The following is a 21,695-nucleotide window of genomic DNA, read 5'->3' on the forward strand; positions in this document are numbered from 1 at the left end:
TCGCAGAACCGTTCCGGCCCCGTGACAACTCGGAGAACACTACGGATACGGCCGGGGCGTGTCAACCCCGGCCTGACGGGCGGCCGGAGGCCGTCTCAGTCGAGGTCCGTGAGTCGGCCACCCGCGTCCGGCTGGGTGTGTTCGACCCTGCGGAGCAGGCGGATCAGCATCTCGCCGAGGCCGCCGCGCTCCTCGCTCGACAGGTCCTGGAGGAGCTCCTCCTCGAAGTCCGTCGCCATGCGCATCGCCTCGAGCCACTTCGAGCGGCCCTCGTCCGTCAGCTCCACGATCACCCGTACGCGGTTGCTCTCGTCGCGGTCGCGGGTGACGAGGCCCTCGCCCGCCATGCGGTCGATGCGGTGGGTCATCGCGGCCGGGGTGAGGCCGAGGCGCTTGGCCAGCTCGCCCGGGCCCAGGCGGTAGGGGGCGCCGGCGAGGACGAGGGTCTTGAGGACCTCCCACTCCGCGTTGCTGATGCCGAGGTCGGCGAGCTGGCGGCCGTAGGCCACGTTCATCCGGCGGTTCAGCCGGCCGAGGGCGGAGACCACCTTCTCGACCTGGGGGTCGAGGTCGCGGTACTCGCGCTGATAGGCCGCGATCTGTTCGTCGAGGCTCGGCTCGGGGGTGTCGGACATGCGGGGAGTATCCCACGAGCGTCGTTGGCGTTGAAGTCCTTCCATGTGTATTGTTAAGGATCGAATTTTAGTGTTGAAGTCTTTAGGGCTCAGTCCTACAGGGCTGAAGCCCTCTTCTCGAAGTGGGTGAGTGTGACCAAGGCGAAGGGTGCAGCGATGCGCCGGATCCAGGCAGGCAGCGCGCTGAGCGCGTTCGGACTCGGCTTCACCGTTCCGTACCTCTATGTGTACGTCGCTCAGGTGCGGGATCTGGGCGCGACCACGGCGGGCAGCGTGCTCGCCGTCTTCGCCATGGCCGCACTCGTCGTCCTGCCCTTCAGCGGGCGCGCCATCGACCGGCGCGGTCCCGTGCCCGTCCTTCTGGTCGCCGCCCTCCTGGCGTCGGCCGGTGCCCTGGGGATGGGGCTCGCGGACAGCGTGCCGGCCGCCGTCGGCTCGGCCGCGCTCCTCGGGGCCGGTACGGCTGTGATGCAGCCGGCGCTCGCGACGATGATCGTCTGGTGCTCGGACCCGTCCACCCGGACCCGGTCCTTCGCCATGCAGTTCTTTCTGCAGAACCTGGGGCTCGGCGTCGGCGGTCTGATCGGGGGGCAGCTCGTCGACGTGAGCCGGCCGGGCAGCTTCCTCCTTCTCTTCTCGATCGAAGCGGCGATGTTCCTCGTGCTCGCCGGGATCGTGCTGACCGTGCGGATGCCGGGCTCCCCCGCCCTGCAGGGCACGCGGCCCGCCGCCAAGGGCGGCGGCGTCCGGGCGCTGCTCGGGCACAAGGCCATGGTGCAGCTGTGCGTCCTCGGCTTCGTGCTCTTCTTCGCCTGCTACGGGCAGTTCGAGTCGGGCCTCGCGGCGTACGGCACCGAGGCCGCGGGCATTGAGCCGTCGACGCTCGGGATCGCGCTGGCCGCCAACACGGCCGTCATCGTCGTCGCCCAGTTCGTGGTGCTGAAGTTCGTCGAGCGCCGCAGGCGGAGCCGGGTGATCGCGGCCGTCGGTCTGATCTGGACCGTGGCGTGGGTCATCGCCGGGTACGCGGGGCTCGGGCACGGCAGCCAGGCGATGGCGACCGCGGCCTTCGTCTCCACGTACGCCCTCTTCGGGCTCGGCGAAGCGATGCTGTCGCCGACCGTGGCGCCGCTGGTGGCGGACCTCGCGCCGGAGTCGATGGTCGGGCAGTACAACTCGGCGTTCGCTCTGGTCAAGCAGCTCGCGCTGGCCGTCGGTCCCGCCGTGGGCGGTCCCATGGGCGCCGCGCTGCACGGGCCGTACATCGTGACGTTCGTGCTCTTCTCGCTCGGGATCACGTTCCTGGCGCTGCGGCTCGGCAAGCGGCTCACGCCGGTGCAGGACCAGCCCTCACTGGCCGCGAAGACCTCGCGGGTGGTGGCCCAGCACCTGCCGGAGCGGGAGACCGCCGCCGCCTAGTCCGGCTGGTCCGGCAGGGCGAACTCGCACCAGACCGCCTTGCCGCCGCCCGGCGTGCGGCGGCTACCCCAGGACGAGGCGATCGTCGCGATGATCGAGATTCCGCGACCCGCCTCGTCCTCCGTCTCCGCCCTGCGGCGGCGCGGCAGATGGTCGTCCCCGTCCGTGACCTCGATGATCAGGCGCCGGTCGGTCCGGCGCAGACGCAGGCGCATGGGCGGGGTGCCGTGCTTGAGGGAGTTCGCCACCAGCTCGCTGGTGGCGAGGACGCCGAGGTCGCGCAGCTCGACCGGGAAGCGCCAGCTGGAGAGCACGCCCGACGCGAAGGCACGCGCGCGCGGGGCGGCCTCCACTCCGCCGAGGAGCTCCAGGGCGGCGTTGTGGAAGAGCTCCGCGTCCGATCCCTGGCGGGCAGGGTGCTGGACGACCAGGACGGCCACGTCGTCGTCGTGCTCCGCGGTGACGCCGAGCGAGCGCAGCAGCCGGTCGCAGACGACCTGCGGGGTGCCGACGGCGCCGGACAGGGCGCGCCCCAGGGCGGCGACGCCCTCGTCGATGTCCTCGCGGCGCCGTTCGACCAGGCCGTCGGTGTAGAGGACGGCGGTGGAGCCCGGGGGCAGGGCGATCGAGCCGGAGGTGTGCAGCCAGCCGCCGGTGCCCAGCGGGGGCCCGGTGGGGTCCTCGGCGCGGCGGACCGTGCCGTCCTCGTCCCTGACGAGGATCGGGAGGTGGCCGGCGGAGGCGTAGACGAGCTTGCCCTCGTTGGGGTCGTGGACCGCGTAGACGCAGGTGGCGATCTGGCTCGCGTCGATCTCGGCGGCGAGGCCGTCGAGCAGCTGGAGCACTTCGTGCGGGGGCAGGTCCAGGCGCGCGTAGGCCCGGACGGCGGTGCGGAGCTGGCCCATCACGGCGGCGGCGCGCACGCCGCGGCCCATGACGTCGCCGATGACGAGTGCCGTGCGCCCGGCTCCCAGGGTGATGACGTCGTACCAGTCGCCGCCGACCGCCGCGTCGGTGCCGCCGGGCTGGTACGTGGCGGCGATCCGCAGGTCGTCGGGCTGCTCCAGCTCCTGCGGGAGCAGGGAGCGCTGCAGCGTGACGGCGGTCTCGCGGTGCCGGCGCTCGCTGGCGCGCAGCCGCTCGGCCGCCTCGGCGTGGTCGGTGACGTCGGCGGCGTGCACGAGGACGCCGCCGCCCTCGAAGCGCGGGGACTCCACGGGCAGGCAGGTGACCGTGTACGAGCCGCCGTCCTGGGTCTTGCGGGACTTGACCGTGCGGGGCTTGCCGCTGCGCAGGACCTGGTCCATGAGCGGCAGCAGGCCCAGCTCGTGGGCCTCGGGGCAGGCGTCGGCGACGGTGGCCCCGGCGGGGCGGGGGCCGAAGGCGGCGGCGTACGCGTCGTTGACGTACGCGATGCGGTGCTCGGGGCCGTGCACGAGCGCGACCAGGCCGGGGAGCCGGCCGATGACCTCCCGTACGGAGAAGTCCTCGAGCGCGGGGACCTCGTCGGGGAGGGGCTCAGACTGCTGCTGCCCGTACTCACCGCGGGCCGCGGGCACGGAGCCTTCGGTCCCCCGCGCCGCCGTGCGGCGCTGCGTGCCGGGGAGTCGGGCGCTCCAACGGGTGAAGTTCACGGATCTGTATGCCTCGAGGTGTCGTTGGCCGTGCTGAGTCACTCTGTGCAGGTGTGAGCCCACCTATGGTCACACGTCCAGTGTGACCGACCGCACTGACATCGGTGTCAGCCGGGTGTGGGGCCGTTCTTGGGGGGTGGGGGCGCTGCGGCGGCTTCGAATTCGGCGCGGGGGTGTTCCAGGGAGCCGAGCGAGACGATCTCGCGCTTGAACAGGCCGGCGAGGGTCCATTCGGCCATGACACGCGCCTTGCGGTTGAAGGTGGGGATGCGGCTGAGGTGGTACGTGCGGTGCATGAACCAGGCCGGGTAGCCCTTGAGTTTGCGGCCGTAGACGTGCGCCACGCCCTTGTGGAGGCCGAGGGAGGCGACCGAGCCCGCGTACGTGTGGGCGTACTCCTTGAGCGGCCTTCCGCGCAGGGAGGCGGCGATGTTCTCGGCGAGCACCTTGGTCTGGCGTACGGCGTGCTGCGCGTTCGGCGCGCACTCCTTGCCCGGCTCGTCCGCCGTGATGTCGGGGACGGCGGCGGCGTCGCCGGCCGCCCAGGCGTGTTCGACGCCGTCGACGGTCAGCCGTGCCGTGCACTTGAGCCGGCCGCGGCCGTTGAGCGGCAGGTCGGTGGCGGCGAGGATCGGTGCGGGCTTCACGCCGGCCGTCCACACGACCGTACGGGTGGGGAAGCGGGTGCCGTCGCTGAGGACGGCGACGCGGTCCTCGCAGGACTCGAGACGGGTCTCCAGGCGGACGTCGATGTTGCGGCCGCGCAGCTCGCGGATCGCGTACGTGCCCATCTCCTCGCCGACCTCGGGCAGGATCCGGTTCGACGCCTCGACCAGGACCCATTTCAGGTCCTCCGGCTTGATGTTGTGGTAGTACCGCGCGGTGTAGCGGGCCATGTCCTCCAGCTCGGCGAGCGCCTCGACGCCCGCGTAGCCGCCGCCGACGAAGACGAAGGTGAGGGCGGCGTCGCGCAGGGCCGGGTCGCGGGTGGAGGAGGCGATGTCCATCTGCTCGATGACGTGGTTGCGCAGCCCGATGGCCTCTTCGACCGTCTTGAAGCCGATGGCGTAGTCGGCGAGGCCGGGGATCGGGAGCGTGCGGGAGATCGAGCCGGGCGCGATGACCAGTTCGTCGTAGGTGAGCTGGATGTTCCCGGTGCCCTCCTCCTCGGTGGCGAGGGTGGAGAGCGTCGCGGTCCGCTTGGCGTGGTCGACGGCGTGGACCTCGCCGATGACGATGCGGCATTTGCCGAGGACGCGGCGGAGCGGGACGACGACATGGCGCGGGGAGATGTTCCCGGCCGCCGCCTCGGGGAGGAACGGCTGGTACGTCATGTACGGCGCCGGCGTGACCACCACGATCTCGGCCGCACCGCTTCTGAGCTCGGCCTTCAGCTGCCGCTGCAGGCGCAGCGCGGTGTACATGCCGACGTAGCCACCGCCGACAACGAGAATGCGCGCAGGTTCGGTCACTGTCCCATGACGCAACGCCGTTCGGGGTTTGTCCACAGGCCCGGCAAATTGTGTGACCGGAGGGGCGCGGAGGCGCGGGGTGGCGCACCGAGTGGGCACAGCGTGAACTGCCCAGGTCAGGGTGGGCGCGCGGGGTGGTGTGGGGGGTCAGAATCGGGAGAGTTGGGGTCCTTGCTCCGATCGGGGGGCGCACCGTGCGGAACTGCCCCTTCTGAATTGACCTCGACTCAACTATGTTCGTACCTCGTCGGGGTGTCGGATCGCAGCGCGTGGGACCAGAGCGTGGGAGGTCCGTCGATCCCGTGTCAGGGCGGGGAGTCTCCGGGGGGAGACATCATGAGCGGGGGAACGCTTATGCACATGCAGGATGCGCGTTGGCAGGCTGTCGTCGGCTCGGCGGACGGCCAGGTCGACGGACGTACGGGAGTGTCGGGGCCGATCGGCCGGTCGGCGCCGCTGCGCGTGGACGCGCAGCGGAATCTGGAGCATGTCCTGCGCGCCGCGCGCGAGGTGTTCGGCGAGCTCGGTTACGGGGCGCCGATGGAGGACGTGGCGCGCCGCGCTCGGGTCGGTGTGGGCACGGTCTACCGCCGCTTCCCGAGCAAGGACGTGCTGGTGCGCCGGATAGCCGAGGAGGAGACCTCCCGGCTGACCGAGCAGGCCCGCGCGGCCCTCGGGCAGGAGGACGAGCCGTGGTCGGCGCTCTCCCGGTTCCTGCGGACCTCGGTGGCCTCGGGCGCGGGGCGGCTGCTGCCGCCGCAGGTCCTGCGGGTGGGCGTGGACGGTGACGACCTGGTGCTTCCGGCGCGGTCCGCGGGGGACGAGGCTCGGGTGCCGCACCAGCGGGGTTTCGCGGACCAGGGCGAGCCGCGGGTCGTCGCGCCGCGTGCGGTGCCGCCGGCGGAGCAGGACGATTCCGGCGCTGCGGAGCTCCTGGAGGTCGTGGGGCGGCTGGTCGACCGGGCCCGTGAGGCGGGCGAGCTGCGGGCGGACGTGACCGTGGCGGACGTCCTTCTCGTCATAGCCACGGCGGCGCCCGCGCTGCCGGACGCGGCGCAGCAGGCGGCGGCCTCGGCCAGGCTCCTGGACATCCTTCTGGAGGGCCTGCGTTCGCGGTAGCGGGCGCGGGTCGGGCCGGGCGGGGCCTGGTCGCCGGACGGTCCGGGCGGTCCGGGCGGTCCGTTGAGCCTTCCACGAACGCGTGAGCGGTTACGCCCGGATACAGGAAGTCGCCCCGGACGAGTGGTAAGTGGACGGGAGGGTTCGGCGCGCCTCCGCTCTGTGGCACTCTTGGCCGGTGTTCGGGTCTGAGCGTGCATACGGGGGCTTCCGCGATGAGCGGTGACGGTCGGGACGAGCCGCTGGGCAACGGCGGTGCCACGGAGACCGGAGGCCTGTCCTCCCGGCAGGTGCCGAGCCAGGGCGGGCCCGGAGGTCTCTCCGGTGCGCCCGCCGGCCCACCGGCGCCGGCGGCGGTTCCGGGCCCGTTTCCGAGCGCGGTTCCGAGCACGGCGCCCGGGGCCGACGAGCCCAGCGTGCCCCAGCAGCGCGAGCGCGACTCCGTACTGCCGCCGCCCGTCGAACTGCCGCCCTCCGACGCCGATCTCATCCAGCTGATGCGGGACGGCGACGACAGCGCGTACGAAGAGCTGTTCCGTCGCCACTCCGAGGCCGTGCGGCGCTACGCCAAGACGTGCTGCCGCGACGCGCACACCGCCGACGACCTGACGGCGGAGGTGTTCGCCCGCACACTGCAGGCGGTACGGGGCGGGGCCGGGCCCGAGCAGGCCGTCCGCGCCTATCTGCTGACCACGGTCCGGCGGGTGGCCGCGAACTGGACGAGGACGCAGAAGCGGGAACATCTTGTCGAGGACTTCGCGGTGTTCGCGGCGCAGGCCACCCGCACCTCCGAGGTCTCCGACCAGGACACACTGGACCTCGGCGCCGACGTCCGGGCCATGCACGAGGCCGAGCAGTCGCTGGCCATGCAGGCGTTCCGGTCGCTGCCCGAGCGGTGGCAGGCCGTGCTGTGGCACACCACCGTCGAGGAGGAGTCGCCGAGCGAGGTCGCTCCGCTGTTCGGACTGACCGCCAACGCGACGGCCGTCCTGGCCAGCAGGGCCCGCGAGGGACTCAAGCAGGCCTACCTCCAGGCGCATGTCAGCCAGTCCCTCACCTCCGGCGGGGACTGCGCCCGCTATGCCGACCGGCTCGGCGCCTACGCGCGCGGCGGGCTGCGGATGCGCGCGGAACGCGGGCTGCGCAAGCACCTGGAGGAGTGCGCCAAGTGCCGGCTCGCGGCCGGTGAGCTGGCGCACGTCAACGCCGGGATCCCCGCGCTGCTGCCGGTCGCCGTCATCGGTTGGTTCGCCGCCGGGTTCTCGCTCAAGGCCGCCGGTGTCGTGGCCGGCGGGGTCGCCGGTGCCGCCGGGGCCGGTGCGGCCGCCGCCGCCACGGGAGCCGCCGCCACGGGAGCCGGTTCGTCGAGCACGGCCGGGGCGTCGTCCGCCGCCGTGGCCGAGGGGCTCGGCGCCCCCGCGAAGGCCGGTATCGCCGCCGCGGTGGCCGTCGCCGCGGCCGCCGGCCTGGTGTGGGCGCTGTCCGGGGACCCGCAGCCGGTCGCGAAGCCCGCACCGTCGCCGCCCGCCGTCGCGCCCCTCGTACCACCGGAGCCGACGCCGCCGCCGAAGCCGACACCCAAGCCCACCCCGCCGCCGGCCCCGCGCGTGCAGGCGCCCGAGCCGCCGCCGACCCCGACGCCCACGCCGACCCCGTCGGCCGAGCCCAGCCCCACGCCGACCCCGCCACCGCCGAAGCCGAGCCCGACGCCGACGCCGACGCCCAGCCCGAAGGTGACCACCCCCGAGCCCCCGCCGCCCGCCCCGCAGGCCGTCTACCAGGTCAACCAGCTGGACTACGGCATCTTCGGCGACGGCACCAAGCCCGAGGTACGGCTCGGCGACAGCAGCTGGATGTGGGCGCGTGACGGTCTGTCGATGGGCGGCACCCGGTACGCGCACGGGGTGAGCGTGCACGCGCCGTCCTCGCTCACCATCGACCTCAACCGGCAGTGCGCCGGCTACGACGCGCTCGTCGGCATCGACGACCTGAGCGCGCCCCTCGGGGTCGGCGGCGTCCGTTTCTCCGTCTACGGAGACGGTGAGCGGCTGTGGCGCTCGGAGGTGGTCCGGCCGGGCGACCCCGCGGTCCCGGTGCACATCGGGATCGCCGGTCGCGAGACGATCCGCCTGGTGGTGGAGGAGCACACGCCGTTCGGCCGGGTCGCGATCGCCGACTGGGCGCAGTCGCGGATCAGCTGCGCCTGACGCCCCGGGTCACGGTCGCCGACGAGGCGCCGTCGCGGATCAGCCGCGCCCGACGCCCTCGCCCGCGGGCGCTCGCGCGTACGCCTGCGCCAGTGCGACGACCTCGTCGAGGGTGAGGCCGGCACCGGAGGCGTACGCGGCGGCGTAGCCGGACTCGCCCAGTTCCGCGCGCGCCCGAGCGGTCAGGGCCTCCGTCTCCCGGAGCTCCGGCACCGAGCGCGGAACCCCGGCCCGCCAGGTGTCCGCGGCCGCCAGGGCCCGTACGGCGAGCAGGGACGCGCCGTCGAGGTGGAGCGCGATCGCCGTGCCCTCCGCCAGGTGCACGGCGATGAAGTCGGAGGTCTGCGCCTCCCCCGCCATCCGCAGCGCCTCGGCCGCCTGCGCGACGGCCTCGGCGCCCCCGCCCTCGTACGCCCTGATACGGGCGTCGAGCCCGGCCAGGGCCGCCTCGAAGTGCGGGGGCGCGGTGGTGAGATGCAGCCGGCCCGCCTCCTCCAGGTGAGCGCGGGCCTCCGGGATCCGGCCGCGGTGGATCGCGATCGCGGCGTGCAGGAAACAGATGAACGTCCCGGCGTCGTTGACGCGGTACCGCTCGGCCTCCGCCAGCGCCTCGCCGAGACTCGCCTCGGCGGCCTCCATGTCCCCCGCGCGGTACTCCAGTTCGGCGAGGCGGGCGAGCAGGAAGGGCGCCTCGGCGTGGGCGCCGACCTCGCGGGCCAGTTCGAGCGCCTCGGTGTACGCCTCGCCCGCGTCCTCGTACCGGCCGCGGATCATGTTCGCCTCGGCCGCCGCGCTCGCCACCTGCGCCCGCATCCAGCGGTCGCCGACCCGGCGGGAGAGCGCGCGCAGCTCGGCCAGGTCCTCGTCGATGCCGGGCATCCCGCCGGGCATGTCGACCACCATGTGGGCACGGAACATCAGGCTGACGCCGACCTCCCACTCGCCGCCGTGGCGGCGGCAGTTGGCGACACAGTCGTCCAGCATCGCGCGGACGACCGCCGGCTCCTCGGTGAGGTAGGCGGTGAACGGCCACAGGAGCCCCGGGAAACGGGCCGACTCCGGACCGGCGTTCCGGCTGAAGGCGGTGCGCACCCGGACCACCAGTGCGGCGAGTTCGGGGTCGTCGCAGAAGTCGCTGACCGTGTGGCTCTCGGCGACGAGGAAGAACTGCAGCATGCGCAGCCGCATGCGCGGCCAGTGCCGCGGGTCGGCCGGGTCGTCGGGGTCCGTGCCGAGGAGGAGCGTGCGGTCGACCCAGGTCAGGCCCTCGGGGCGGTAGTTGCGCAGCCACCAGAACCAGCCCATGGCGAAGATCAGCCGGTGGGCCGCGGGCTCGTCGGGGGCGGTGACGACCGTGCGGTGGAGGGCGGCGCGGATGTTGTCGAGGTCGGTCTCGATCCGCCGGATCCAGGGCATCTGCTCGCCGGAGCGGAGCTTGGGCTCGGCCTCCTCGGCGAGGGCGGTGAAGTGGGCGGTGTGGGCGGCCTCGGCGGCGGCGAGGAGGACGGGGGTCTCGGCGGCGCGCTCGGCGGCGTACTCGTGGATGGTCTCCAGGAGCCGGTAGCGCATCGCGCCCTCGTCGGTCGGGGCGGCGACGACCAGGGACTTGTCGACCAGGGCGCCGAGGGTGTGGGCGGCGTCCGGGGCGAGGGCCTCGGCGGCGGCGAGGTCCCAGCCGCCGGTGAAGACGGAGACCTGGCGCAGCAGGGTGCGCTCGGCGGGTTCGAGGAGGTCCCAGGACCAGTCGACGACGGCGCGGAGGGTCTGCTGGCGGGGCAGGGCCGTCCGGCTGCCGGAGGTGAGGAGAAGGAACCGGTCGTCGAGGCGGTCGGCGATCTGGCGCGGGGTGAGGAGCCGGAGGCGGGCGGCGGCGAGTTCGATGGCGAGCGGGAGTCCGTCGAGGCGGCGGCAGATCTCGTCGACGGTGGGGAGGTCGTCCTCGATCCGGAACCCGGGGCGTACGGCGCGGGCGCGTTCGGCGAAGAGGCGGTGGGCGGGGCCGGGCGGCAGCGGCTCGACCGGGCGGACGGTCTCGCCGGGGACGCCGAGCGGTTCACGGCTGGTGGCGAGGACGCGAAGGTCGGGGCAGTGGGTGAGGAGGGTCTCGGCGAGGGCGGCGGCCGCGCCGATGACGTGCTCGCAGTTGTCGAGGACGAGGAGGAGGGGGTGCGAGCGGGGGGCGAGGTGCTCGACGAGGCGCCCGGTGGGGTCGTCGTGGAGGGGCTGGCCGTCCCGGGTGATCAGGTGGGTCTCGCGCAGGCGGAGGGCGGAGAGGACGGCGCCGGGTACGGCGTCGGGGTCGTCGAGCGGGGCGAGTTCGACGAGCCAGGCGCCCGAGCGGCGGGCGGCCTCCTCGGCGAGGCGGGTCTTGCCGGAGCCGCCGGGGCCGGTGAGCGTGACGAGGCGGGAGTGGGTGAGGTCGGCGCGGAGCGCGGCGAGTTCGGGTTCGCGGCCGACGAAGGAGGTGAGGCGGGGGCGGATGTTGCCGGTCTCCCGCGGCTGCGGGGGCGGTGGCGGCCGGAGGAGCTCCTGGTGGAGTGCGGCGAGCTCGGCGCCCGGGTCGCTGCCGAGGCCGTCGGCGAGGGCGCGGCGGGCGTCCTCGTAGGCGGCGAGGGCGTCGGCCTGGCGGCCCTCGGCCCGCAGGGCGCGGATGAGTTGGGCGCGGAAGCCTTCGTCGTACGGGTACGCGTCGGTCAGCTCGGACAGCTCCGGTACGAGTCCGGCGACGGCGCCGCGCCTGAGGTCCGCCTCGACGCGCTGGCGCAGGGCGGCGAGCCGCTGTGCCTCGGGGCGCACGCGCGCGTGGTCGGGCAGATCGGCGAGGACGGGGCCGCGGAAGAGGGCGAGGGCGGTACGGAGGAGGGCGGCGGCGGTGTCGGGGTCGCCGGCGGCGAGGTGGGCGCCTGCGTCCCGGACGTGCCGCTCGAAGACGTACAGGTCGATGTCGTCCGGTCCGGCGTGGAGGCGGTACCCGGGGCCGGGCGTCGAGCCGACCGCGTCCTTGCCGAGCACGCGGCGCAGCCGCCCGACGAGGGCCTGGAGGGCGGCGGGGGCGTCGTGCGGGGGCTCCTCGCCGTACACGTCGGCGACGAGCTCGGTGACCGGGACGGGGCGTCCGGCCCGGAGCGCGAGCGCGGCGAGCAGCGCGCGCAGACGTGCGCCGCCGAGGGGAAGGGGGGTGCCGTGGAGATCGAGGACCTGGGTGACGCCGAGGATGAGGTACCGCACGCGGTCATTGTCCCTGGGGGCGGTGCGAGGCGCCTCAGGGTTTCCCCGGAGGGTGCCAGGTCAGAACTCCGCCGTGTCGAGCTCGAAGCCGAGGGGGTACGGAAGTCGAACCTTCGCCCCCAGCTTGTACATGTCCTTGTGCGCGTAGTCGTCACCCTCCGCCTCGGAGCAGACGACGGCCTCACCGGCCTCACGGTCGATCAGCAGGTAGAGGGGAATTCCGGCGCGGGCGTACCCGCGGATCTTCTGGACACGGTCGCGGCCTGCGGTGGAGGAGGACGTCACCTCGCCGACGAGGAGGACGGGGTCCGGTGCGTGCCACTCCTGCTGGTCGTCGAAACTGCCCTTGGGAGCGATGACGAGGTCGGGGATGACACGGATCGTGTCGGAGGCACCTGGCAGGTACAGGCCGATGCCGGTGTAGCGGCCGAGGCCCTTGTCGTGGTCCCGGAACTGTCCGCTGAGTTCCGACACGATCTCCTCGTGCTGCCCGTTAGCCGGAGGTACCACGCAGATCTCCCCTTCGATCAGCTCCACGCGCCAGCCCTTGGGAGCCAGCGCACTGAACAGCTCGAAGGTCTCCTGGACACTCGCGCCCTCATTGTCGGGCACGTCGTCGGGGAACTCGTCCCCCGGAACCGGCAGCGGCATCGCCATGACGGACCTCCTTCGCTCGGGCACGACATTCCCAGCGTAGGCCCATCCGCAGGCGCGGATCCGGATGACGTTCACTCGAACGAGCGTGCTGGTACGTTTCGCCACCCCTGCGCCTCAGGCCAGCAACGACCGCCGTGCCGACGGCACCAGAGGGCCCACCACCGCGCGTTGGCGTGGGGCCGCCGTGCCTGTCCAGCAGGTGCCGCGGCGGGCGAGGAGGCGGCGGAGCCAGAGTTCGGTGGAGACGAGGTCGGCGAGGCCGTCCAGCGGGACCGGTTCGCCTTCGGAGGCCGCGCGCAGCGCCTTGCGGACCACGCGGGCCTCGATCAGGCCCGCGTCGGCGAGGAGCGGGGCGTCGAAGAGGGCCATCAGGTCCGGGAGCGCCGTGCGCAGGCCCGCGCGGGCGGCCGAGGACGGCACGGCGGGGTTCGGCGCGCCCCAGCCGGGCGGCAGGTCGTGGATGCCCGCCCCCGCGAGGACCGTGCGCAGGACGGACGCCCGGGCCCCCGGCTGGACCCGCAGCGACTCGGGCAGGGCCCGGCAGGCCCGTACCACCTGGTTGTCGAGGAACGGCGCGTGCAGCCGCTGGCTGCGGATCTCGGCCGCCTGTTCCAGGACCCGCTGGTCACCCGCGGCACGGGCGAGCGCCGCACGCGCGCGTGCCTCCCCCGGCCGCTGCACCGACGTCGGCAGCGTCGCCGCCCGCGTCAGGCGAACCGATACTTCAGCCAGCGCCTCACCCGTCAGCCACCGCGCCGCCGGACCGGGGCGCGACCAGGTCAGGGCGGAGAGGGACGCCTCCAGGGGGCCGACTGCCCCGGGGCCCGGACGGTTCGCGTCGAGGAGCCGCGTCGCCGCCTCCTCCAGGCCCGAGCGGTAGGGCGTACGGGCGAGGCGGCGCGCCGCCCGGTAGACCGTCAGCGGGACGAGGAGCGAGCCGGCGGAGGGGCCCGTGGCCTTGGCGAGCGCCGTCACCGGACGCACCAGCGACCTGCGCCGCCGGTCCATCAGCAGGTCGGCGAGGCGCGCCGGATGCGCGTCCAGGACCTGACGGGCCCCCAGACCCGTGAAGTGGTCCGCGCTGCCGCCCGCGAGGCGCCTCCGGTGCCGGCCGGCGACGACGAGCGAGGGACCGGGCTCGTCGGTCAGCGGGCCGTCCAGCTCCGCGTAGGGCAGGGCCTCCTCGCCCGCCGCCACGACGACGTGGTGCAGCCGGGGGTTCGCCGCGATCACCCGGGCCCGCTCCAGCTCCTCCTCGCCGCCCGGACCGCCGTGGGCCGTCAGGTCGTTGAAGGTGACGGCCAGCAGCCGTTCGCCCGCGCCCGTGCCATGGCCGAGGATCGTCCCGGGCACCCCGGGGAGCCCGGCCGCCAGCAGGGCCAGCGTTCCGGACGCGCTGCCTCCGGACAGATCCGCGCCGATCCCGGGCGCGGGTCCGCCGCCCCGGGCCGCCCGCCGCTCGGCGGGCCCCATGCCGGGGACGGGCCCGGGGTCCGGCAGCGGCGACTCCGGCGCGTGCCGGGGCGCGGTGAGCCGGGCCCGTACGGCGTCGACCAGCGCGTCCCGTACGCCCTCCACCGCCCGGCGCGGCTCGATCTGGGCCGCGGCGACCGCGAGCGAGGCCACCGGCTCGTACCCGGTGATCTCGCGCGACCCCTCGCGCAGGATCAGCGCGTGCCCGGGCGGGACGCGCTTCACCCCTTCGTACGGTGTGGAGTCGCGCAGCGCCTCCGGGGTCTCGGGGCAGGCCAGCAGCGCGGCCAGGTGACCGATGTCGAGCTGGGCCTCGATGAGGTCCGCGAGGGGCAGGGCGGCGGTGGCGTACGCCGTGCCGTTCGCCCACGGGGTGTGGAACACGGGCCGCGCGCCCGCGAGATCGCCGGTGACGGTGACCCGCCGGCCGACCTGGACGACGGCGGTGTAGCTGCCGGCCCAGGCGGTGAGATGGCGCAGCGCGCCACCGCGCGCGGTGAGCAGGCCGACCCTCAGCTCCTCGTCGCTCGCGGCGCAACACCCCAGGACGGCAAGGCGGGTGTGCTCGTCGACACGGACCACCCGCACCTCGTCGGGGCGCCAGTCGCCGACCGCCCACAACGGATCGGGGTCACCCCACAGAAGCTGTGCGCCCACGGGGTGCACGGTGCGCCCCTCGGATGCCGCGCCCCCCACGGCACCGACCGTTCCGAAGCTCGCGGCGACACTGCTCCAGCCCACCAGCCATCGCATCGGCGCCTCCACGTCAGTTCAGTGGAGGAACATGCTGCCACGACAACGGCGCACAGGAGGGGCTCCGGGGTCGCACGCGAAAAGGCGAATGCGCCCCTGGCATGGGACAGTTGGCACCGCCGCGACCACCGTCGTCATTCGGCCATTCTCGGCGGCGCCCCGGCGCCTCAGGCGACTCAAACGCCCCGAAGAGTGCGGGTCTCCCGGCAGTCCGGGAGGCGCTTTCCGCCTCCCGGAGCCGTCCGCCGCCCGCGGGGATTGGGGCGACGGTGTCCCCCAGCCCACCGGTCCACAGCCGGATGGGCCGACCCACGCAGCACTCATGGAAGCGCTCCCCCGGCGACCGGGCGAGAGCGCACGAGTGGGCGCACGGCCACACACCCGGAGCACGCGCCCCAAGCCGCCCCACGGGCGCCGGGCGGCGCCCGATCCGCCGACGCCGCTACGCCATCTGTCGGCCATCCGTCTGTTCCCACAACAATCCCGCCATACGGAACTCCGCCCCTTAACGGTCGGGATGCGGCGAACTACGCTGTGTTTACGAATGCCGCACGCCTATGCCCGGCGTCGTGGCGGCCGTCTGGGTGTCGAGGGGTGGCGTCATGTCCAGGGAGCAACGCGGGCCGAACGAAAAGCTCGGCACGGTTCTCGCCCTCGCGGGAATCAGCAACGCCGGCCTCGCCCGGCGCGTCAACGACCTCGGCGCGCAGCGTGGTCTGACACTTCGTTACGACAAGACGTCGGTGGCCCGGTGGGTGTCGAAGGGCATGGTGCCGCAGGGCGCCGCCCCGCACCTGATCGCCGCCGCGATCGGCCAGAAGCTCGGCCGCCCCGTGCCGCTGCACGAGATCGGCCTCGCGGACGCCGACCCGGCGCCCGAGGTGGGTCTCGCCTTCCCGCGCGACGTGGGCGAGGCCGTCCGCTCGGCGACCGACCTGTACCGGCTTGATCTCGCCGGGCGACGGGCCGGCGGTGGCGGGATCTGGCAGTCGCTGGCCGGCTCCTTCGCGGTGAGCGCGTACGCGACCCCCGCCTCCCGCTGGCTGATCACGCCCGCCGACTCCTCCGTGGAGCGCCTGCTGGAACCCGCCGACGGACCAGACGCCGCCCCGGCGGCCGACGGGCCCGAGACCGGCCCCCACCCGCGCGTGGGGCACAGCGACGTCGCCAAGCTCCGCGAGGCCGCCGAGGACGCGCGCCGCTGGGACTCCAAGTACGGGGGCGGCGACTGGCGTTCCTCGATGGTGCCGGAGTGCTTACGTGTCGACGCCGCGCCGCTGCTGCTCGGCTCGTACTCGGACGAGGTCGGCAGGGCCCTGTTCGGCGCGACCGCGGAGCTGACCCGGCTGGCCGGCTGGATGGCCTTCGACACCGGCCAGCAGGAGGCCGCCCAGCGCTACTACATCCAGGCGCTGCGCCTGGCCCGCGCCGCCGCCGACGTGCCGCTCGGCGGATACGTCCTCGCCTCCATGTCGCTCCAGGCCACCTACCGGGGCTTCGCCGACGAGGGCGTGGACCTCGCCCAGGCCGCCCTTGAGCGCAACCGCGGGCTCGCCACCGCCCGCACCATGTCCTTCTTCCGGCTCGTCGAGGCCCGTGCACACGCGAAGGCCAACGACGGGACGGCCGCGGCGGCCGCGCTCAAGGCCGCCGAGGGCTGGCTGGAGCGCTCGCGCGACGGCGACCCGGACCCGACCTGGCTGGGCTTCTACTCGTACGACCGGTTCTGCGCGGACGCCGCCGAGTGCTACCGGGACCTGAAGGCCCCGCGCCAGGTGCGCCGCTTCACCGAGCAGGCGCTGTCCCGGCCCACGGAGGAGTTCGTCCGCTCACACGGGCTGCGGCTCGTGGTGTCGGCGGTCGCCGAGCTGGAGTCGGGCAATCTGGACGCGGCGTGCGCGGCCGGCACGCGCGCGGTGGAGGTCGCGGGCCGGATCTCGTCGGCCCGCACCACCGAGTACGTACGGGACCTGCTCCACCGGCTCGAACCGTACGGGGACGAGCCGCGGGTCATGGAGCTGCGCGAGCGGGCGCGTCCGCTGCTCGTGGCCCCGGCGTGACGCGTGTCCCACCGGGTTTAACGGCTTTGTCAGTGGGCCAGTGCACTATCGGGGTGGGAGGTGGTGCAGGTGTCCGTGCGGGACGTGGACTGTGACGTGCTCGTGATCGGCGGCGGGATCGTCGGTCTGTCGACGGCGTACGCCCTGACACGCGCCGCGCCCGGCACCCGCGTCACGGTCCTGGAGAAGGAGCCAGGCCCGGCCCGCCACCAGACCGGGCGGAACAGCGGGGTGATCCACAGCGGGATCTACTACCGCCCGGGGTCCCTGAAGGCACGGTTCGCGGTCGCGGGCGCGGCCGAGATGGTCAAGTTCTGCGCCGAGTACGGCCTCCCGTACGAGGTCACGGGCAAGCTCATCGTCGCCACCGGGCGCGACGAGCTGCCCCGGCTCCACGCGCTCGTGCAGCGCGGCCGGGAGAACGGCATCCCGGTGCGGGAGCTGGGGCCCGCGCAGATCACCGCGTACGAGCCGAGGGTGCGGGGCCTGGCCGCGATCCACGTCGGCACGACCGGGATCTGCGACTACGGGGCGGTGGCGGCGCAGCTCGCCGAGGCCTCCGGGGCGCGGATCCTGTACGGCTCCGAGGTCACCGCGGTCGACCGGCGGCCGTGGGGTGTCGCCGTCCGCACGGCCGCCGGGACGGTGGTGCGGGGGCGGGCCCTGGTGAACTGCGCGGGGCTGCACTGCGACCGGGTCGCCCGGCTCGCGGGCGACGACCCGGGCATGCGGATCGTCCCGTTCCGCGGTGAGTACTACGAGCTGGCGGACCCTTCGCTGGTCCGCGGCCTGGTGTACCCGGTGCCGGACCCGGCCTTCCCCTTCCTGGGGGTCCATCTGACGCGGGGCGTCGACGGCGGCGTGCATGTCGGACCGAACGCGGTGCCGGCGCTGGCACGGGAGGGATACGGCTGGTCGGTCGTGCGGCCCGGCGAGGTGGCGGGGACGCTGGCCTGGCCGGGGTCGTGGCAGATCGCGCGGGAGCACTGGCGGTACGGAGCGGGTGAGCTGCGCCGGTCGCTGTCGAAGCGGGCCTTCACGGAGGCGGTGCGCAGGCTGCTGCCGGCGGTGGAGGAGAAGGGCCTGCGGCGGGCACCGGCGGGGGTGCGGGCGCAGGCGGTGCTGCGGGACGGGACGCTGGTGGACGACTTCCTGATCCGCGAGGCGCCGAGGACGGTGCACGTCCTGAACGCGCCGAGCCCGGCGGCGACGGCATCGCTCCCCATCGGCCGCGAGGTGGCCCGAAGGGCCCTGGCCCTGTTGTAGCCCCCACCCCCGCAACTCTGCCCGGGGGGCTGGCGGGGGCTTGCTGCCCCGGGGCTGCGCCCCGGGCCCCGCCGGGCGTCGGGGGCCTTCCCCCTGCGGGCCCCGCAGGGGCTCGGGGGGACGCCGTAGAATCGGGGCATTGTGTCTGAGTCTCGAGAAACCGCCACGCAGCCCGCCCGGCGCGGAAGCCGGATGTTCGCCGCCGGGGAAGGGCCCCTGCCCGATCCCGCCGGGTCGCACCACGAGCGGCGGATCCGCAGTTTCCAGCCGCGTCGCAGCCGCGTCACCGCCGGTCAGGCCGAGGCCATGCTCAAGCGGTGGCCCGACTGGGGCCTGGACATCGACGGCAAGCGGATCCTCGATCTGAACGAGATGTTCGGCGGTCTGCCCGTCGTCCTGGAGATCGGCTTCGGCATGGGCGAGGCCACGGCCCAGATGGCCGCCGCCGACGCCGGCACCGGCATCCTAGCCGTCGACGTACACACCCCCGGCCAGGGCAATCTCCTCGGTCTCGCCGACCGGAACGGCCTCGAGAACGTCCGGGTCGCCAACGGCGACGCGATCATCCTGCTCCGCGAGATGCTCGCCTCCGACGCCCTCGACGGCTGCCGCGTCTACTTCCCGGACCCCTGGCCCAAGAAGCGCCACCACAAGCGGCGCCTCATCCAGCCCGAGTTCCTCACCCTCCTCGCGACCCGGATGAAGCCCGGTGCCGTCCTGCACTGCGCCACGGACTGGGAGGAGTACGCCGAGCAGATGCTCGAGGTGCTCTCCGCGCACCCCGACTTCGAGAACACCCAGGCCGACGGCGGCTACGCGCCCCGCCCGGCCTTCCGCCCCCTCACCCGCTTCGAGGGGCAGGGTCTCGACAAGGGCCACCTCGTGCACGACCTGCTTTTCCACAGGAAGTAGAACTCCCTCGCGGGGTGTCAGTCCTCCTCGTTAGGGTCGCTGACGTGTCGAACGTGTCGAACGACGTCCCCGTCCCGGCCCGGGACACCGAGGAGCCGGCCTTCGCGGGCGTCCCGGACCGCGCCCATTGGCGCTACCGGCCTCGTCGCGCCTTCTGGCGCAGCAAGGTGGTCCGGGCCGTCGCCGTGATCACGCTGCTCGCGCTCTGCGCGCTGGTGATCCTCGCGCTGGTACGGGAGCAGACCGGCACCGAGGGCTTCCTCGTCGGACTGGGCCTTGCCGTCCTGCCCGTCCCGCTGCTGATGGCCGCGTTCCGCTGGCTCGACCGCGTCGAGCCGGGCCCCTGGCGGAATCTGATCTTCGCCTTCGCCTGGGGCGCCTTCGCCGCCGCGCTCGTCGCGATCCTCGCCAACTCCTTCGCGGTCCGCTGGATCGCGACCGCCACCGCCGACCCGGCTTCCGCCGACACCCTCGGCGCCACCGTCGTCGCGCCCGTCGTCGAGGAGAGCGCGAAGGCGGCGGCGGTTCTCCTGCTCTTCCTCTTCCGCAGACGGGACTTCACCGGCCTGGTCGACGGAGTCGTCGTCGCCGGTTTCACCGCCACCGGCTTCGCCTTCACCGAGAACATCCTCTACCTCGGCAACGCCTTCGGCGAGGACCAGGAGTTCGGCTCGTCCGGTCTCGGCTCCGTGACCGCCGGCACCTTCTTCGTACGCATCGTGATGTCGCCGTTCGCGCATCCGCTCTTCACCGTGCTCACCGGCCTCGGCTTCGGCTTCGCCGCGCTCGCCGCCCGCCGCGCGCGGGTCCGGCGGATCCTGTTCCCCGTGGCCGGACTCGTCCTCGCCATGGGCATGCACGCCCTGTGGAACGGCTCGACGACCTTCGGCCCGCTCGGCTTCATCGCCGTGTACGGGCTGTTCATGGTGCCCGCCTTCGGCCTGCTGACCTGGCTGGCGATATGGAGCCGGCAGCGGGAACTGCGCACGATATCCGGGCAGCTCCCGGCGTACGCGGCGGCCGGCTGGCTCTCGCCCGCCGAACCGCTCGCGCTCTCCTCGATGCGGGCCCGCTCGATGGCCCGCGACTTCGCCGCCCGCACGTACGGGCGGCCGGCCGCCGCGACGGTCGGGGAGTACGAGGCGTTCGCGACGACCCTGGCCTTTCTGCGCCACCGCGCCCAGCGCGGCGCGGCCGGCCCGGACTTCACCGCGCGCGAGCAGGAGCTGCTCCACCATCTCTGGCAGCGCAAGGCGGTCGCCTCGCCCGCGCTGACGTACGCGGCGCGGGCGACCGGCCGGGTGTGGGCGCCGCCGCAGTATCTGGACTACGGCGGCTACAACCCGTACCGCAGCTAGCCGCCGCTAGCCGCCGCTGGACATGCGGCCGCGGTGAGCAGGCCGGTCCGGCAGCCCTGGCGTCGGGGGGGGTGTCGACAGGACTGCCGGAGTCAGGGGTGTGCGCCATGGATCGACTGCGGTCCGGGCCGGGCAGGCCCTGCGGCCATGCCAAGTCGGCCACGCCAAGCCGGGCCACTGCGGGCCACGGCGGGCCAAGCCGGGCCAAGCCGGCCCACAGCGGGGGAACTCAGACCGACAGGCCCTTGCCGGCCAGCCAGGCCGCCGGGTCGATGCCGTCGCCGCCCGGGGTGTGGACCTCCAGGTGCAGGTGCGGGCCGGTCACGTTGCCGGTCGCGCCGACGCGGCCGATCGTGTCGCCGGTGCCCACCGTCTGGCCCACGCTCGCCGTCATCGAGGACAGGTGCGCGTACCAGACCTCCGTACCGTCCTCCAGCTCCAGGACGATCCGGTAGCCGTAGGAGCCGGACCAGCCCGCCGACGTGATCGTGCCGCCGTGCACCGCCTTGACCGGGGTGCCGGTGGGCGCCGCGAAGTCGAGGCCGGTGTGGTAGCCGGAGGACCACATGGAGCCGGACTGGCCGTACGTCGAGGTGAGGGTGTACGAGGAGGTGGGCAGCGCGTAGCTCGCGGCGAGCTTGGCCAGGCGCTCGGCCTCGGCCTTCGCCGCGGCCTCCTCCTCGGCCTTCCGCTTCGCCTCGGCCGCCGCCTGCTCGGCCGCTTCCGCCTGGGCCGCAGCCTCGGCCGCGGCCTTCTCGGCGGCCGCCTTCTCCGCCGCGGCCTTCTCGGCGGCGTCGGCGGAGGCCTGCTGCTGCTCGGCCTGCTGGAGAATGCGGGCGCGCAGCGCCTCGCCGGCGTCGGCGGTGGCCGCCGACGCGGAGTCGCCGTCGGACTTCCCGGCCGCGTCGGCCGGAAGCGTGAGCGAGGCGGTGAGCGGCTGCAGGTTGTTGGTCCCGGAGCCCGTGCCGTTCGCGTCCTCGTCCTCGCCCGAGATGAGCTCGCCGACGCCCGGCAGTTCGGAGGCGTCCGGAAGGTTGAGGTCGGGGAGGGAGATCGAGACCGGGGGCTTGTCCTTGGCGGTGGCCATGCCTCCCGCGCCGACGGCCGCGATGACACCGACACCGAGGACGGTGGAGGAGCGGGCGAAGCCCGAGCGCTGCTTCACGACCCGGTGGCGGCCACCGGAACGGGCCTGCTGGCGAAGGGAGTCCTCGGTGGGGTTCCACTCACCCCACGCCGTCGCGTCGTCATCCGTCCCGGCGGCGCCCGAAGCACCGAACGCGTTGAACCCGTCGAAAGTACCTTCGGCGGCAGGGGTGTTGGACGCCACGGAGGCGTACTCCTTTCCTTCCTTCTCGCCTACCGGGTTAGCTGACGGGTTCGGAGCAGGAAGGTCTCCTACGGGCGCTGTCGCACAGGTGCGAAAGTGCCCGATTCACCCCAAGTAGTGGTTCCCCGGTTCCTTTTCAGGATTCGGCGCGTGCGCACGGTGCCGTCTCTTG

At 73.9% G+C, this 21,695-nt stretch carries 14 protein-coding genes and 1 riboswitch; of the genes, 7 read left to right on the top strand and 7 right to left on the bottom strand.

Annotated elements, in window-relative coordinates:
- Positions 1 to 95 precede the first annotated feature (95 nt).
- Positions 96 to 635 (bottom strand): MarR family winged helix-turn-helix transcriptional regulator, encoded by a 540-nt coding sequence (locus FDM97_RS34405; protein ID WP_137994376.1) that lies wholly within the window; start codon positions 633 to 635, stop codon positions 96 to 98.
- A gap of 156 nt (positions 636 to 791) precedes the next feature.
- Here FDM97_RS34405 and FDM97_RS34410 point away from each other — a divergent pair, with 156 nt between their 5' ends.
- Positions 792 to 2,054: an MFS transporter gene (locus tag FDM97_RS34410; protein ID WP_175439343.1), complete on the top strand. Its 1,263-nt coding sequence runs from the start codon at positions 792 to 794 to the stop codon at positions 2,052 to 2,054.
- Here FDM97_RS34410 and FDM97_RS34415 read toward each other — a convergent pair.
- Positions 2,051 to 3,688: an ATP-binding SpoIIE family protein phosphatase gene (locus tag FDM97_RS34415; RefSeq protein WP_137994378.1), complete on the bottom strand. Its 1,638-nt coding sequence runs from the start codon at positions 3,686 to 3,688 to the stop codon at positions 2,051 to 2,053. The genes FDM97_RS34410 and FDM97_RS34415 overlap by 4 nt on opposite strands.
- 107 nt (positions 3,689 to 3,795) lie before the next feature.
- Complete coding sequence (locus FDM97_RS34420; RefSeq protein WP_137994379.1) at positions 3,796 to 5,160, bottom strand: NAD(P)/FAD-dependent oxidoreductase; 1,365 nt, start codon at positions 5,158 to 5,160, stop codon at positions 3,796 to 3,798.
- A 354-nt stretch (positions 5,161 to 5,514) separates the two neighbouring features.
- Here FDM97_RS34420 and FDM97_RS34425 point away from each other — a divergent pair, with 354 nt between their 5' ends.
- Together FDM97_RS34425 and FDM97_RS34430 are read left to right on the top strand one after the other, a co-directional pair.
- Positions 5,515 to 6,279: a TetR/AcrR family transcriptional regulator gene (locus FDM97_RS34425; protein WP_137994380.1), complete on the top strand. Its 765-nt coding sequence runs from the start codon at positions 5,515 to 5,517 to the stop codon at positions 6,277 to 6,279.
- A gap of 215 nt (positions 6,280 to 6,494) precedes the next feature.
- Positions 6,495 to 8,486, top strand: coding sequence for a sigma-70 family RNA polymerase sigma factor (locus tag FDM97_RS34430; RefSeq protein ID WP_137994381.1), 1,992 nt, complete (start codon positions 6,495 to 6,497; stop codon positions 8,484 to 8,486).
- A gap of 39 nt (positions 8,487 to 8,525) precedes the next feature.
- Here the strand turns inward: FDM97_RS34430 and FDM97_RS34435 are convergent, their stop codons facing one another.
- From FDM97_RS34435 to FDM97_RS34445, 3 genes are all read right to left on the bottom strand, one after another.
- Positions 8,526 to 11,714, bottom strand: a complete 3,189-nt coding sequence (locus FDM97_RS34435) for an ATP-binding protein (protein ID WP_137994382.1) — start codon at positions 11,712 to 11,714, stop codon at positions 8,526 to 8,528.
- A gap of 60 nt (positions 11,715 to 11,774) precedes the next feature.
- Positions 11,775 to 12,365, bottom strand: a complete 591-nt coding sequence (locus tag FDM97_RS34440; protein WP_432816293.1) for a Uma2 family endonuclease — start codon at positions 12,363 to 12,365, stop codon at positions 11,775 to 11,777.
- Positions 12,366 to 12,485: 120 nt separating this feature from the next.
- Entirely contained in the window at positions 12,486 to 14,597 is a 2,112-nt protein-coding gene (locus FDM97_RS34445) for an asparagine synthase-related protein (protein ID WP_137994384.1), read from the bottom strand.
- 602 nt (positions 14,598 to 15,199) lie between these two features.
- Here FDM97_RS34445 and FDM97_RS34450 point away from each other — a divergent pair.
- From FDM97_RS34450 to FDM97_RS34465, 4 genes are all read left to right on the top strand, one after another.
- Entirely contained in the window at positions 15,200 to 16,657 is a 1,458-nt protein-coding gene (locus FDM97_RS34450; protein ID WP_137994385.1) for an MFS transporter, read from the top strand.
- 75 nt (positions 16,658 to 16,732) lie between these two features.
- Positions 16,733 to 17,923, top strand: coding sequence for an L-2-hydroxyglutarate oxidase (gene lhgO, locus FDM97_RS34455; RefSeq protein ID WP_137995201.1), 1,191 nt, complete (start codon positions 16,733 to 16,735; stop codon positions 17,921 to 17,923).
- Positions 17,924 to 18,115: 192 nt separating this feature from the next.
- A complete protein-coding gene (gene trmB, locus FDM97_RS34460; RefSeq protein ID WP_254706000.1) occupies positions 18,116 to 18,835 on the top strand; it encodes a tRNA (guanosine(46)-N7)-methyltransferase TrmB in 720 nt (239 codons plus the stop codon).
- Between the two features lie 44 nt (positions 18,836 to 18,879).
- Positions 18,880 to 20,193 carry a PrsW family intramembrane metalloprotease gene (locus tag FDM97_RS34465; protein ID WP_137994387.1) on the top strand — a complete coding sequence of 438 codons (1,314 nt, stop codon included), beginning with the start codon at positions 18,880 to 18,882 and terminating at the stop codon, positions 20,191 to 20,193.
- A 229-nt stretch (positions 20,194 to 20,422) separates the two neighbouring features.
- On the opposite strand, the gene FDM97_RS34470 is transcribed toward FDM97_RS34465, so the two are convergent.
- Positions 20,423 to 21,523, bottom strand: a complete 1,101-nt coding sequence (locus FDM97_RS34470; RefSeq protein WP_137994388.1) for a M23 family metallopeptidase — start codon at positions 21,521 to 21,523, stop codon at positions 20,423 to 20,425.
- 11 nt (positions 21,524 to 21,534) lie between these two features.
- A riboswitch (cyclic di-AMP (ydaO/yuaA leader) is annotated at positions 21,535 to 21,682 on the bottom strand.
- Positions 21,683 to 21,695: the final 13 nt, after the last annotated feature.

This window comes from Streptomyces vilmorinianum (assembly GCF_005517195.1).
Lineage (GTDB): Bacteria > Actinomycetota > Actinomycetes > Streptomycetales > Streptomycetaceae > Streptomyces > Streptomyces vilmorinianum.